This is a genomic window from Blastococcus sp. SYSU DS0973, from assembly GCF_054051055.1.
Window position 1 is genome coordinate 252671 of the sequence record NZ_JBJHAN010000004.1, and the last position, 13346, is coordinate 266016.

The 13346-nt window shown below is 75.3% G+C and carries 11 protein-coding genes; 9 read left to right on the plus strand and 2 right to left on the minus strand.

Annotated features, from left to right (window positions below):
• Positions 1-114: 114 nt before the first annotated feature.
• From ACI791_RS09780 to ligA, 5 genes are all read left to right on the plus strand, one after another.
• Positions 115-1347: a cysteine desulfurase family protein gene (locus ACI791_RS09780; RefSeq protein ID WP_456585871.1), complete on the plus strand. Its 1233-nt coding sequence runs from the start codon at positions 115-117 to the stop codon at positions 1345-1347.
• Between the two features lie 2 nt (positions 1348-1349).
• On the plus strand, positions 1350-2459 hold the full coding sequence (gene mnmA, locus ACI791_RS09785; protein WP_456585872.1) for a tRNA 2-thiouridine(34) synthase MnmA: 1110 nt from the start codon (positions 1350-1352) through the stop codon (positions 2457-2459).
• Positions 2460-2535: 76 nt separating this feature from the next.
• Positions 2536-4392 carry a bifunctional metallophosphatase/5'-nucleotidase gene (locus tag ACI791_RS09790; protein WP_456585873.1) on the plus strand — a complete coding sequence of 619 codons (1857 nt, stop codon included), beginning with the start codon at positions 2536-2538 and terminating at the stop codon, positions 4390-4392.
• Between the two features lie 53 nt (positions 4393-4445).
• Positions 4446-5462 carry a methionine synthase gene (locus ACI791_RS09795; protein WP_456585874.1) on the plus strand — a complete coding sequence of 339 codons (1017 nt, stop codon included), beginning with the start codon at positions 4446-4448 and terminating at the stop codon, positions 5460-5462.
• Positions 5463-5534: 72 nt separating this feature from the next.
• Positions 5535-7679 (plus strand): NAD-dependent DNA ligase LigA, encoded by a 2145-nt coding sequence (ligA, locus tag ACI791_RS09800; RefSeq protein WP_456585875.1) that lies wholly within the window; start codon positions 5535-5537, stop codon positions 7677-7679.
• A 19-nt stretch (positions 7680-7698) separates the two neighbouring features.
• Here the strand turns inward: ligA and ACI791_RS09805 are convergent, their stop codons facing one another.
• On the minus strand, positions 7699-8379 hold the full coding sequence (locus ACI791_RS09805) for an ACT domain-containing protein (RefSeq protein ID WP_456585876.1): 681 nt from the start codon (positions 8377-8379) through the stop codon (positions 7699-7701).
• 169 nt (positions 8380-8548) lie between these two features.
• Between ACI791_RS09805 and gatC the strand changes: the two genes are divergently transcribed.
• From gatC to gatB, 4 genes are read left to right on the plus strand one after another with little or no spacing between them, the layout of a single operon-like run.
• Entirely contained in the window at positions 8549-8866 is a 318-nt protein-coding gene (gene gatC / locus ACI791_RS09810; protein WP_456585877.1) for an Asp-tRNA(Asn)/Glu-tRNA(Gln) amidotransferase subunit GatC, read from the plus strand.
• Positions 8863-10392, plus strand: a complete 1530-nt coding sequence (gene gatA / locus ACI791_RS09815; RefSeq protein WP_456585878.1) for an Asp-tRNA(Asn)/Glu-tRNA(Gln) amidotransferase subunit GatA — start codon at positions 8863-8865, stop codon at positions 10390-10392. Before gatC ends, gatA begins: the two co-directional genes overlap by 4 nt.
• The gene (locus ACI791_RS09820) at positions 10389-10586 is read left to right on the plus strand and encodes a hypothetical protein (protein ID WP_347057645.1); all 198 of its coding nucleotides are present in this window, start codon (positions 10389-10391) and stop codon (positions 10584-10586) included. Before gatA ends, ACI791_RS09820 begins: the two co-directional genes overlap by 4 nt.
• Entirely contained in the window at positions 10583-12085 is a 1503-nt protein-coding gene (gatB, locus tag ACI791_RS09825) for an Asp-tRNA(Asn)/Glu-tRNA(Gln) amidotransferase subunit GatB (protein WP_456585879.1), read from the plus strand. The genes ACI791_RS09820 and gatB overlap by 4 nt, the downstream gene beginning before the upstream one ends.
• A gap of 110 nt (positions 12086-12195) precedes the next feature.
• Here gatB and ACI791_RS09830 read toward each other — a convergent pair whose 3' ends face one another.
• A complete protein-coding gene (locus ACI791_RS09830) occupies positions 12196-13326 on the minus strand; it encodes a PQQ-dependent sugar dehydrogenase (protein ID WP_456585880.1) in 1131 nt (376 codons plus the stop codon).
• Positions 13327-13346 lie beyond the last annotated feature (20 nt).

Genomic DNA, 13346 nt, shown 5'->3' on the forward strand with positions numbered 1-13346 from the left:
ACTCCTCGGTGCGCGGGTGGCCGGCCGCACCGTCCCGCCGGACCAGGATGCTCCGACGGGCGCGACTACCCTGGCGTCGGTGACCGCGGTAGCACGGTCGCCGAGGGAGCGAGCATGACGGTCACGTGGCCGACGAGCGCCAGCGAGGAGGCCGGGGTGACGTATCTCGACCACGCGGCGACCACGCCGATGCTGCCCGAGGTGCTGGCCGCGATGACCGAGCAGCTCGGCCGCGTCGGCAACGCCTCGTCGCTGCACGCCAGCGGCCGCGCCGCCCGGCGGGCCGCCGAGCAGGCCCGTGAGCGGCTGGCCGAGGCGCTGGGCGCCCGGCCGTCGGAGGTGCTGTTCACCGGCGGCGGCACCGAGAGCGACAACCTCGCCGTCAAGGGGCTGTTCTGGGCCCGGCGGGCGGCCGACTCCCGCCGTCGCCGGATCGTGGTGAGCCCGGCCGAGCACCACGCCGTCCTCGACAGCGTGGAGTGGCTGGCCAAGCACGAGGGCGCCGAGGTCACCTGGCTGCCGGTCGAGCCCTCCGGCCGGGTGACGCCCGCAGCGCTGGCCGAGGCGCTGGGCGACGGCACCGACGTCGCCGTGGCGAGCGTGATGTGGGCCAACAACGAGATCGGCACGGTCAGCGACATCGCCGCCCTCGCCGCCACCGCCCACGACGTGGGCGTGCCGCTGCACACCGACGCCGTGCAGGCCGTCGGGCAGGTGCTGGTCGACTTCGGCGCCACCGGCGCGGACGCCCTGACCATGACCGCGCACAAGCTCGGCGGCCCGATGGGCGCCGGGGCGCTGCTGCTGCGCCGGGACGCCGAGTGCACCCCGCTGCTGCACGGGGGCGGCCAGGAGCGCGACGTCCGCTCCGGCACCCTCGACGTCGCCGCGATCGTCGGGCTGGCGGTGGCCGCGGCCACCGCGGTCGAGGCCCGGGTGGAGCGGGCCGCCGAGCTGTCCCGGCTGCGCGACCGGCTCGTCGCCGGCGTCGTCGGGCAGGTGCCCGACGCCCAGCTCAACGGCGCAGCGCTGGACGACGTGGTGCGCTCCGGCCCGGGCCGGCTGCCCGGCAACGCGCACCTGTCCTTCCCCGGCGCGGAGGGCGACGCGCTGCTCATGCTGCTCGACGCCCGGGGGATCGAGTGCTCGACGGGCTCGGCGTGCAGCGCCGGGGTGGCCCGGCCGAGCCACGTGCTGCTGGCGGTCGGCGCCGAGCCCGACCGGGCCCGCAGCTCGCTGCGGTTCAGCCTGGGGCACACGAGCACCGATGCCGACGTCGACGCCGTGCTCGAGGTGATCTCCCCCGTCGTGGAGCGCGCCCGCCGCGCCGGCATGGGACGGCGCTGACCGTGCGGGTCCTGGCCGCCATGAGCGGGGGAGTGGACTCCGCCGTCGCCGCCGCGCTGGCGGTCGACGCCGGCCACGACGTGACCGGGGTGCACCTGGCGCTGTCCCAGCAGCGCCAGACGCTGCGCAGCGGCTCCCGCGGGTGCTGCAGCGTCGAGGACTCCCACGACGCCCGGCGGGTGGCCGACGAGCTCGGCATCCCGTTCTACGTCTGGGACCTCGCCGAGCGCTTCACCGAGGACGTCGTCGACGACTTCGTGGCGGAGTACGCCGCGGGTCGCACGCCGAACCCGTGCCTGCGGTGCAACGAGAAGATCAAGTTCTCGGCGGTGCTGGAGCGGGCGCAGGCGCTCGGCTTCGACGCGGTGGTCACCGGGCACCACGCACGGCTGGCCGACGGCGCGCTGCGGCGGTCCGTGGACGCGGCCAAGGACCAGTCCTACGTCCTCGGGGTGCTCACCGCGGAGCAGCTGGCCGCCGCGGTGTTCCCCCTCGGCGGCATGACGAAGGAGCGGGTGCGGGAGATCGCGGCCGAGCGCGGCTTCGCCGTCGCCACCAAGGCCGACTCCCACGACATCTGCTTCATCCCCGACGGCGACACCCGCGGCTTCCTGGCCCGCCGGCTGGGCAGCCGCCCCGGCCCGGTGGTCGACGCCGCCACCGGGGCGACCGTCGGCGAGCACGACGGCACCTACGGCTTCACGGTCGGTCAGCGACGCGGGCTCGGCGTGACCGCCGGCGACTCCCGTCCGCGGTACGTGCTCGGCATCGAACCGGTCACCCGCACGGTCACCGTCGGCACCGCCGACCTCGCCGGGGTCGACGTCGTCGGGACGGCGGCGCCCACCTGGACCGGGGCCGCCCCGGCGCTGCCGTTCCGCGCCGAGGTGCAGCTGCGGGCCCACGGCACCCCGGTTCCCTGCGCGGTGGCCGCCGGCGACGACGGCGGGCTGCGCATCGAGCTCGGCGAGCAGCAGCGCGGCGTGGCCGCCGGGCAGTCGGCGGTGCTCTACCAGCCCGACGCCGAGCGCGGTGACCGGGTACTGGGGCAGGCCGTCGTCCGAAGCGCAGGGAAACGCGCGGCGAAGATCGCCGCCGACGCGCCGGTCTGACACCGAACCGCAGCTGCGGCCGGGTGCGGACCGTGGTCGAGTGGGCCGACCTCGTCCCGACCCCCTCGGAGGACCCGTGCTCCGACAGCGCCTCACTTCCGCGCTGCCCCTCGCAGTACTGCTGCTCCTGACCGCCTGCCAGGGTGCCGCGGTCGCGCCCGGGAGCGATGCCGCGCCCGGAGCCGAGCAGCTCCCGGACCCGGTCACCGACACCCCGGTCCAGCTGCTGGCCCTCAACGACTTCCACGGGCAGCTGCGACCGCCCCGGGGCGCAGCCGGGACGCTCGAGACGGGCACGCCGGGTGCGGGCGCCGACGGACGTCCCGGCACCGAGGACGACGGCCCTCAGCTCGTCGGCGGGGCCGCGCACCTCGCGGCGACGGTCCAGCAGCTGCGCGCGGACTTCGACGGCCCCCCGGAGGACTCGCTCCTGGTCGCCGCGGGCGACCTCGTCGGTGCCTCGCCGTTCGTGTCCGGGGCCTTCCGCGACGAGCCGACCGTCGAGGTGCTCGACGCGCTGGGGCTGGACTTCTCCGCGGTCGGCAACCACGAGCTCGACCGAGGGGTCGCCGAGCTGCTGCGGCTGTCCGGCACGGGCGACGGCGTGGACTCCGACGACGTGGATGCGTGCGCCGGGGTCCGGGTGGACGAGACCGGGTGCTTCTCCGACAGCACGGGCGCGATCTTCGACGGCGCCGACTTCGGCTACCTGGCGGCGAACGTCGTCGACACGGGGACCGGTGAGCCGGTCCTGCCGCCCTACGCCGTGGTGCAGACCTCCGGCGGCGTCGAGATCGGCATCGTGGGCGTCGCCACCGCCGACACCCCGGACATGGTGCTGCCGGCCGGGATCGCCGGGTACCGGTTCGGGGACGAGGCCGAGGCGGTGAACCGCTACGCCGGTGAGCTGCAGGACCGCGGGGTCGAGGCGATCGTGCTGCTGGTCCACGAGGGCGGAGCCCAGGAGGGGCGGTACGACGAGTGCGCCGGCGGGCTCGCCGGCACCGCCCTCGAGGAGATCAACGCGGCGGTGACGCCGGCGGTGGACGTCGTCATCAGCGCCCACACCCACGTCGCCTACGACTGCCGGCTGCCGGACCCGGCCGGCGTTCCGCGACCGGTCGTGCAGGCGGGCGCGCACGGGACCGGGGTCGTCGACCTCCGGTTCGTCGTCGGTGCCGAGGGGGACGTGCGGCGCGAGACCGTGACGTCGGCTGCCGTACCGGTCGTCCGTGCCGAGCCGGAGCCGGAGATGGCGCGGATAGTGGACTACTGGGCCGGCCGGGCGGCGGAGAGCGGTGCCGACAGCCCGGTTGCCGTGCTCACCGGGGACGTCCGGCGCGGGCCCGCCCCGTCGTCGTCTCTGGGCGTCCTCGTCGGGAACGCCATGCTGGCGGCCGCGGCCGACGAGGTGCCGGGGCCCCCACCGCTCGCCGCCTTCACGAGCAGCGGCAGCCTCCGCGCCGACCTGGTCGTCCCCGGCGGCGCCGGCGGGGAGGTGCGCCGCCGGCACGTCTACGCCGTGACGTCGATCCCGTACACCGTCGACGTCGTGACCCTCTCCGGGGTGGCGGTGCGGCAGGCGCTGGAGGAGCAGTTCACCGCGGACGGCGCATTCGGCGCCTTCCCGCTCGAGGTGTCCGGCGATGTGTCCTACAGCTACGACCCGGGGCGACCGGTGGGCGACCGCGTCGACCCGTGCTCGCTCGTGCTGGCCGGGCAGCGGGTCGACCCGGCGGGGGCCTACCGGATCGCCCTGACCTCCCACCTGCGCGCGGGCAGCGACGGGTACGGGCCCTTCACCTCGGGCACCGACACGCTCGAGGGGCCGGAGCTCCCGGAGGCGCTGGTCGAGTACCTGGCGACCCGGTCGCCGGTGGATCCTCCGGCTCCCGCGCAGGTGGTCGCCTCGTCGGAGCGGCTCTCCTGCTGACCCGTCCGGGAGTGGCTGCCCGGCGTCCTGAGGCGCGGGCTAGCGTCGCGGTCATGGCTGCATCGAGCGAGAGCACGGACCCGGCGACGGCGCCGGTGTCGTGGGGGCCGGCCACCGGTGTCGGCTCCCTGCCCGGCGCCGACCCCGCCGAGGCGGTACGGCTGGTCGCCGGCGAGCTGCCGGAGTTCGCCCACCTGCCCGAGCTGCCCGGCCGGGGCGCCGGCTCGGACATGCTCGGCCGGTCCGCCGCGCTGCTGGTCGACCTCGCGGTGGACCTGACCCCGGCCGGCTGGCGGCTGGTGGCCCGGCCGGGAGCGGACCAGCGCCGGGCCGAGGAGTTCCTCGCCCGCGACCTCGACGCGCTGCACGACGTGGCCGCGACCTGGACCGGGCCGCTCAAGGTGCAGGCCGCCGGGCCGTGGACGCTGGCCGCCGGGCTGGAGCGCACGCGCGGCGACCGCGCCGTGGTCGACGCCGGCGCCCGCCGCGACCTGGGCCAGTCGCTCGCGGAGGGCCTCGCCGCGCACGTGGCCGCGGTGCAGGCCCGCGTGCCCGGCGCGGAGGTGGTGCTGCAGCTCGACGAGCCGTCGGTGCCCGCCGTCGTGCAAGGCGGGCTGCCCACCGCCAGCGGCTTCGGCAAGCTGCCCGCGGTCGCCGCGGACGTGGTCGAGCAGGAGCTGGCCGCCGTGGTCCGGGCGCTGCCGGGGCCGGTGGTCGTGCACTGCTGCGCGCCCCGGGTGCCGTTGGACCTGTTCCGCGCCGCCGGCGCCGCGGGTCTCTCCTTCGACCTCGGCCTGGTGCAGGACCTCGATGCGGTCGGCACCGCGATCGAGGCCGGCGTGCACCTGCTGCCCGGCGTCGTCCCCGGCACCGACGCGCCCCTGCCGGCGGCGAAGGCGACGGCGACCCGGGTCCAGGCGTGGTGGCGCGAGCTCGGCTTCCCGGCTGACGACCTGGCGGCGGCGGTGACGCTGACGCCGGCGTGCGGGCTGGCCGGCGCCACCCCGTCGTACGCCCGTGCGGCCATGGCGCAGGTCCGTGAGGCCGCGAGATACCTGCTGCCGGAGTGACTCCGCCGGGCCCTCCGCGCACAACCCGGTGAGCGCCGGTTGACCGTCGGACCCGCCGGATACCGTTCGTCCGTGAGCACCGACGCCGCCGACCTCGTCGAGCCCTCCGTTACCCCGGTGGGCGACCGCGCGGACCTCACCGAGGTCCCCGACGAGGCGCGCACGCGCCACCGCGACCTGTCCGAGGAGCTGGACCGGTACGCGTTCGCCTACTACGTGCGCGACGAGCCGCTGATCAGCGACGGTCAGTACGACGACCTGATGGGCGAGCTCAAGGCGCTGGAGGCCGCGCACCCCGCCCTGGTCACCCCCGACTCGCCCAGCCAGAAGGTCAACGGCGGGTTCACGGCCACCTTCGCCCCGGTGCAGCACCTCGAGCGCATGCAGAGCCTGGACAACGCGTTCAGCAGCGACGAGCTCGCCGCCTGGGCCACCCGCGCCGAGCGGGAGGGCGCCGCGGGGGCGAGCTACCTGTGCGAGCTGAAGGTCGACGGCGTCGCCGTCGACCTGGTGTACGAGAGGGGGCGGCTGGTGCGGGCCGCCACCCGCGGCGACGGGACCACCGGCGAGGACGTCACCGCCAACGTCCGCACGATGGACGACGTCCCGGAGCAGCTCACCGGCCCCGACGTCCCCGAGCTGCTCGAGGTCCGCGGCGAGATCTACTTCCCGGTCGCCGCCTTCGCCGAGGTCAACGCCACGATGGTGGAGCAGGGCCGGCCGCCGTTCGCCAACCCGCGCAACGCCGCCGCCGGGTCCCTCCGGCAGAAGGACCCGAAGGTCACCGCGTCCCGGCCGCTGAGCCTGGTGGTGCACGGGCTGGGCGCCCGGACGGGCTTCGACCCCGACCGGCAGTCGGCGGCCTACGACGGGCTCCGCGCCCTCGGCCTGCCGGTCAGCGACCGGTACGAGGTGGTCGACGACCTCGAGGGCGTGTGGGCCTACATCGAGCGCTACCGCGAGCAGCGGCACTCGGTCGCGCACGAGATCGACGGCGTCGTGGTGAAGGTCGACCAGGTGGCGCTGCAACGTCGGCTGGGCTCCACCTCCCGCGCGCCCCGGTGGGCGATCGCGTTCAAGTACCCGCCGGAGGAGGCGATGACGAAGCTCCGGGACATCCGGGTCAACGTCGGCCGCACCGGCCGGGTCACGCCGTTCGCGTTCATGGAGCCGGTCAAGGTGGCCGGCTCGACCGTGCAGCTGGCGACGCTGCACAACGCCTCGGAGGTCATGCGCAAGGGCGTCCTGATCGGCGACACCGTCGTCATCCGCAAGGCCGGCGACGTCATCCCCGAGGTGCTCGGCCCGGTGGTGGCGGCGCGCACGGGCGACGAGCGCGAGTTCGTCATGCCCACGCACTGCCCCGAGTGCGGCACCGAGCTGCGGCCGGAGAAGGAGGGCGACGCCGACATCCGCTGCCCGAACGCCCGGTCCTGCCCCGCCCAGCTGCGGGAGCGGGTCTTCCACGTGGCCGGCCGCGGCGCCTTCGACATCGAGAACCTGGGGTACGAGGCGGCGATCGCACTCCTGCAGAGCCACCTGCTGCAGGACGAGGGTGACATCTTCTTCCTCGACGGGGAGCAGCTGCAGCGCTCCCCGTTCTTCACGAGGAAGAACGGGGCGCTGTCGGCCAACGGGGCCAAGCTGCTCGCCAACCTGCAGACGCGCAAGGACGTCCCGCTGTGGCGGGTCCTGGTGGCGCTCTCCATCCGGCACGTCGGCCCGACCGCCGCCCAGGCGCTGGCCCGCGACTTCCGCTCGATGGATCGCATCATGGCGGCGAGCGAGGAGGAGCTGGCGGCCGCGGACGGCGTCGGGCCCACGATCGCGCGCTCGGTGCGCGACTGGTTCGCCGTCGACTGGCACTGCGCCGTCGTGGAGAAGTGGCGCCAGGCGGGCGTGCGCATGGCCGACGCCGCCGAGGACGCCCCGCCGGGGCCGCTCACCGGCGTCACGGTCGTGGTCACCGGTTCGCTGCGCGACTTCAGCCGCGACCAGGCGATCGCGGCGATCCAGGAGCGCGGGGGCAAGGTCACCGGTTCGGTGTCGAAGAGGACGGGCTTCGTCGTCGTCGGCGCCGACCCCGGCAGCAAGTACGACAAGGCGGTCCAGGCCAAGGCGCCGATCCTCGACGACGACGGCTTCCGGGTGCTGCTGGACGACGGCCCGGACGCCGCCCGCGAGGTCGCGACGATCGGCGACGGCACCGACGGGTGACGGGCCCGGGGCGGTCACGCTAGGCGGGCGGCAGGTGGGTGACCGTGGCCGCGATGCCGGTCAGGTGGGCCAGCCGGAGCAGCTCCGAGCGGCGGAACGCCGGGCCGCCCGAGCGGCCGACCACGACGGCCCGGGTGCCGGCGCCGTAGGGAGCGGCCATCATCTCGATGGCCATCTCCTGCCAGCGCTCGGGCAGCCACGAGTCGTCGCTGGGCAGCAGCACCGGCCCGGAGAGCGGCAGCCACGGCAGCGTGAGGCCGGCGAACCCGGGTGCCGCCTCCGACCCCGCCACCACCGCCGAGGGCTCCAGGGGAGCGGGCTGGCCGGCGCCGTCGAGGATCACCGCCCACCCGCTGTGGAACACCCGGGGCAGCTCCGCGGCCAGCAGCGCGGCGGCCGCGCCGTCCCCGCCGCGGGCCAGTGCGTCGAGCAGGTCCAGCTCGCGGTGGGTGTCCAGCGGCCCCGCGAACGGCCGCAGCGACTCCACCTGCACGCCCGGCACCCCCTGGGCGACGGTGATCAGGCTGTCGGGCAGCCGGTCGTCGGGAAGGTCCACCACCACGTCGTCGACGGCGATCCCGTGCCCCCGCTCGAGCACGTCCAGGGACACGATGTCGATGCCGGCGGTACCCAGCGCGGTGGCCACCGCGCCGAGCACGCCGGGGCGGTCGGGCAGCACCAGACGCAGGAGATAGGACACGGTTCCTCCGGGGGAGTCCTCGCCGTTCGGCCGATCTCCGTCGATCGCGATCGGGGGGGAAGCCTCTCACGCTGACCAGCGCCCCGACGCCCCCACGTAGAGTGTCCAGGTCACGCCCCGGGCCGAGAGCGGGCCGACGGGCACTGCCGAAGTGGAGTTCCACCGCAGCATGAGCACCCCCTCCCCGAAGGGCCGACTGACCCGCGACGAGGTGGCGCACCTGGCGCACCTGTCCCGCCTGGCGGTGAGCGACCAGGAGCTGGACCTCTTCGCCGGTCAGCTCGCCGCCGTGCTGGGCGCCGTCGCGCAGGTCGGCAAGGCCGATGTCGCCGACGTGGCGCCCACCACGCACGCGGTGCCGATGACCAACGTCATGCGGCCGGACGTCGCCCGCCCCAGCCTGCCCCGCGACGTCGTCCTCGCCGGTGCTCCCGCGACGGAGGACGACCGGTTCCGCGTGCCGCGCATCCTGGGGGAGGAGGCGTGAGCGCCGACCTGACCACCACCAGCGCCGCCGACCTCAGCAGCGCCCTGCAGTCCGGCGACCTGAGCTCCGCCGAGGTCACCCGCGCCTACCTCGACCGCATCGCGGCCGAGGACGGCGCCCTCGGCGCCTACCTGCACGTCGACGCGGAGGCGGCGCTGGCCTCCGCCGAGGCCGTCGACGCCGCCCGCGCGGCCGGCGAGGAGCTGGGCCCGCTGGCCGGCGTCCCGCTGGCGCTCAAGGATGTCGTCGTCACCGAGGGTGTCACCACCACGAGCGGGTCGAAGATCCTCGAGGGCTGGCGCCCGCCCTACGACGCCACGCTGGCCGCCAAGCTCAAGGCCGCGGGCACCGTCCTGCTGGGCAAGACCAACATGGACGAGTTCGCGATGGGCTCCTCCACGGAGAACTCCGCCTACCAGGTGACCCGCAACCCCTGGGACCACAGCCGCATCCCGGGTGGCTCCTCGGGTGGCTCCTCGGCCGCGGTCGCCGGTGGGCTGGCCCCCTGGTCGATCGGCACCGACACCGGCGGCTCGATCCGCCAGCCGGCTGCGCTCACCGGGCTGGTGGGGCACAAGCCGACCTACGGCTCGGTTTCCCGCTACGGGCTGGTCGCGTTCTCCTCCAGCCTCGACCAGGCGGGTCCGATGACCCGCACGGTTCTTGACGCGGCGCTCCTGCACGAGGCGGTCGCCGGTCACGACACCTACGACTCCACCAGCATCGACTCCCCCGTCCCCGTGCTGGCCGAGGCCGCCCGCCGCGGGGCCGAGGGGGAGCTGGCCGGGCTGAGGGTCGGCGTCGTCCGCGAGCTGGGCGGCGACGGGCACGCCGACGGCTACGAGAGCGGCGTGCTCGACCGGGTCCGCGAGGCGGTGGCGCTGCTGGAGAGCATGGGCGCGGACGTGCGGGAGGTTTCCTGCCCGGCGTTCGACCTGGCGCTGCCGGCCTACTACCTGATCGCCCCCAGCGAGGCGTCGTCCAACCTCGCCCGCTTCGACGGCGTGCGCTACGGCCTGCGCGTGGGCGACGACGGCAGCCGGGACCTCGACGAGGTCATGGCGCTGACCCGCGAGCAGGGCTTCGGGCCCGAGGTGAAGCGCCGGATCATCCTCGGCACCTACGCGCTGTCGGCCGGCTACTACGACGCCTACTACGGCCAGGCGCAGAAGGTGCGCACGCTCATCACGCGCGACTTCACCGCCGCCTACGCGGACGTCGACGTGCTGGTCAGCCCCACCACCCCCACGGTGGCCTTCCCGATCGGCACCCGCGTCGACGACCCGATCGCCATGTACGCCGCCGACCTGTGCACGCTGCCGGCGAGCCTGGCCGGCGTGCCCGCGATCTCGGTGCCCTGCGGGCTCTCCGAGGGCCTGCCGGTCGGCTTCCAGATCATGGCTCCCGCGCTGGCCGACGACCGCTGCTACCGCGTCGCCGCCGCCCTGGAGGCCGCGCAGGACGCCGCCCGGGGCCACCGGTTGCTCGACGAGCTCGGCCGCACGGCTCCGCAGGGGGCGGCGTGAACGGCGTCATGAAGGCCGCGTGGGGGCTCACGGCGTTCGTCGTCCTCGCCGGCCTGGTGCTCTGGCTGACCACCGGCGAGGCCGTCTTCGCCTTCTTCATCGTCCTCGGCGTCCTGACCGGGGTCGGCGCGTGGATCACCGGGCGCACGCAGCCTCCCGGCCCCGCCGGCCCGAAGGAGAACAACCCCTCATGAGCACCGACACCCTGGTCGCGTTCGACGAGCTCCTCACCCGCTACGAACCGGTGATCGGGCTGGAGACCCACGTCGAGCTGGGCACCGCGTCGAAGATGTTCTGCGGCTGCGCGACCACCTTCGGCGCCGAGCCCAACACGCAGACCTGCCCCGTCTGCCTGGGTCTGCCCGGCTCGCTGCCCGCGGCCAACGCCGCCGCCATCGAGGCCACCATCCGCATCGGGCTGGCCCTGGGCTGCCGGATCGCGACCTGGTCGCGGTTCGCCCGGAAGAACTACTTCTACCCGGACATCCCCAAGGGCTTCCAGACCAGCCAGTACGACGAGCCCCTGTGCACGGCCGGGCACCTGGACGTCGAGGTCGACGGCGAGACCTATCGCGTCGAGATCGAGCGGGTGCACCTGGAGGAGGACACCGGCAAGAACCTGCACGTCGGCGGCTCGACCGGGCGCATCCACGGCGCGGACCACTCGCTGGTCGACTACAACCGCGCCGGCATCCCGCTGGTGGAGATCGTCACCCGCCCCATCCCCGGGGCCGGGGCCAAGGCGCCCGAGGTGGCCAAGGCCTACGTCACCGAGCTGCGCGAGATCCTGCTCGCCCTCGGCGTCTCCGAGGTGCGCATGGAGCAGGGCAACCTGCGCTGCGACGTCAACACCTCGCTCGCGCCGATCGGAAGCCTCGAGTGGGGCACCCGCACGGAGACCAAGAACGTGAACTCGCTGCGCTCGGTGGAGCGGTCGGTGCGCTTCGAGATGCGCCGCCAGGCCGCTGTCCTGGACGCCGGTGGGCGGGTCGTGCAGGAGACCCGCCACTTCCACGAGGACACCGGCAGCACGTCGGCGGGGCGGAGCAAGGAGGAGGCCACCGACTACCGGTACTTCCCCGAGCCCGACCTGGTGCCCATCGCCCCCGACGAGGAGTGGGTGGCGAAGCTGCGGGCCGGCCTGCCCGAGCTGCCCGCCGCCCGCCGCGCCCGGCTCTCCGACGAGTGGGGCATCTCGCCGACGGAGATGGGCTGGCTGGTCAACGCCGGCGCGGTGGAGCTGGTCAGCGACACGGTGGCCGCCGGCGCCTCGCCCGGCGACGCGCGGAAGTGGTGGCTCGGTGAGCTGGCCCGCCGGGCCAACGACGCCGGGATCGAGCTCGGCCAGCTGGCCGTGACGCCGGCGCAGGTCGCCGAGCTGATCGGCCTGGTCTCCGCCGGCACGATCAACGACCAGCTGGCCCGGCAGGCGCTGGACGGCGTCCTCGCGGGTGAGGGCGACCCCGCCGCGGTCGTCGAGGCGCGCGGGCTGGCGGTCATGGGGGAGTCCGACGAGCTGGTGGCCGCTGTGGAGGCGGCGATCGAGGGCAATCCCGACGTCGCCGACAAGGTGCGCGGCGGAAAGCTGCAGGCGATCGGGGCGCTGGTCGGCGCGGTCATGAAGACCACTCGCGGCAAGGCCGACGCCGCAACCGTGAAGCGGATGCTCGAGGAGCGGCTGGTCAGCAGTTGATCGGTCGCGCCGAATGGGCCCCGGAGGGGGGTCCGTGCAGGCGCGACTGCGGGGCTCACCACGTCAGGGGGACGGCACCTGGCGGCGGTGCGGTCCGGAGGACCGCGGTGTCACAGCGGGGAGTCCGGCTGGCCGCCGGGTGGGCGGATGCGCAGGACCTTGTCGTCGTCCTCGGCCGGCGTCCCGAGGCCGTCGTGGTTGGACGTCGTGACCCAGAGCGCGCCCTGGGCGTCGAGGACGACGGTGCGCAGCCGCCCGTAGCGGCCGCCGAGCACCTCGTCGGCGGCGCCGTCGACGGGCGCGCCGTCGGCGTCGAGGGTGATGACGTGCACCCGCTGGCCGTCGAGTGCGCCGAGGAACACGGTGCCGTTGGCGACGGCGCAGCCACCCAGGCCACCCTCCTCGGGCGGGACCGCCAGCAGTGGGGCACCGCCCTCGCCCTCGCGGACGACGTCGAACTCGTCGGGCCCCTCGCGCGCCTCGTCGGTGGCGTAGAGGAGTTCCGCGTCCTGGCAGAGCGCGGTGACGTCGCGGTAGCCACGGCTGAACACCGGGCCGCCGCCGCCCACGGGCCGGCCGAAGACGTCGATCCGCAGCACCTTGCCGGCGAGCGACGCGGGGTCGGCGGCCAGCGCCGGGTCCCCGGCGTCGCCCGTGCCGACGTAGAGGTGGCCGTCGACCCCGGTGAGCAGCCCGCCGCCGTTGCCCACCTCGCCGCGCGGGATGCCGGTGAACACCGGGTTGGGCGTGCCGCCGATCGGAAAGCGGACGACCCGGTTGTCGGTGGCGGTGGAGACGTAGGCGAACAGCAGCCCGTCCTCGGGGAAGGTGGGGGAGAGGGTCAGCCCCAGCAGCCCGCCGTCCCCGGTCGTGTCGATGCCCGGGACGGTCATGAGCTCCTTGGCCGGGGACCGGTCGGGAAACACCTGGAGCAGGCGGCCGGTGTCCCGTTCGCCGACGATCGCCGAGCCGTCGGGCAGCAGCACCAGGCCGGTGGGCACGCTGAGCCCCGAGGCGACGACGTTCGGGTCGCCGGCCTCCTCCTCGCCGCCGGGCTGCGCCGGATCGCCCGGCGGGGGGAGCGTGGCCGAGGGCGGCCCGACCTGCGGTGGCGGTCCCTCGGGCAGCGGGCGGAAGGGGCCGGCGGGCTCGTAGCCGCCACCGCCGCAGCCGGTCAGCAGCACCCCGGTGAGCAGGGCGGCGACCACCCGCGACGCGCGCAGCGCCCTCGTCGGCCTCACCGGGCCCAGGGTACGTGCGC

Bases quoted from the DNA above. Each gene is read 5' to 3' on its own strand.
- ACI791_RS09780 (WP_456585871.1), top strand. From the start codon at position 115: ATGACGGTCACGTGGCCGACGAGCGCCAGCGAGGAGGCCGGGGTGACG.
- ACI791_RS09795 (WP_456585874.1), top strand. From the start codon at position 4,446: ATGGCTGCATCGAGCGAGAGCACGGACCCGGCGACGGCGCCGGTGTCG.
- gatC (WP_456585877.1), top strand. From the start codon at position 8,549: ATGAGCACCCCCTCCCCGAAGGGCCGACTGACCCGCGACGAGGTGGCG.
- gatB (WP_456585879.1), top strand. From the start codon at position 10,583: ATGAGCACCGACACCCTGGTCGCGTTCGACGAGCTCCTCACCCGCTAC.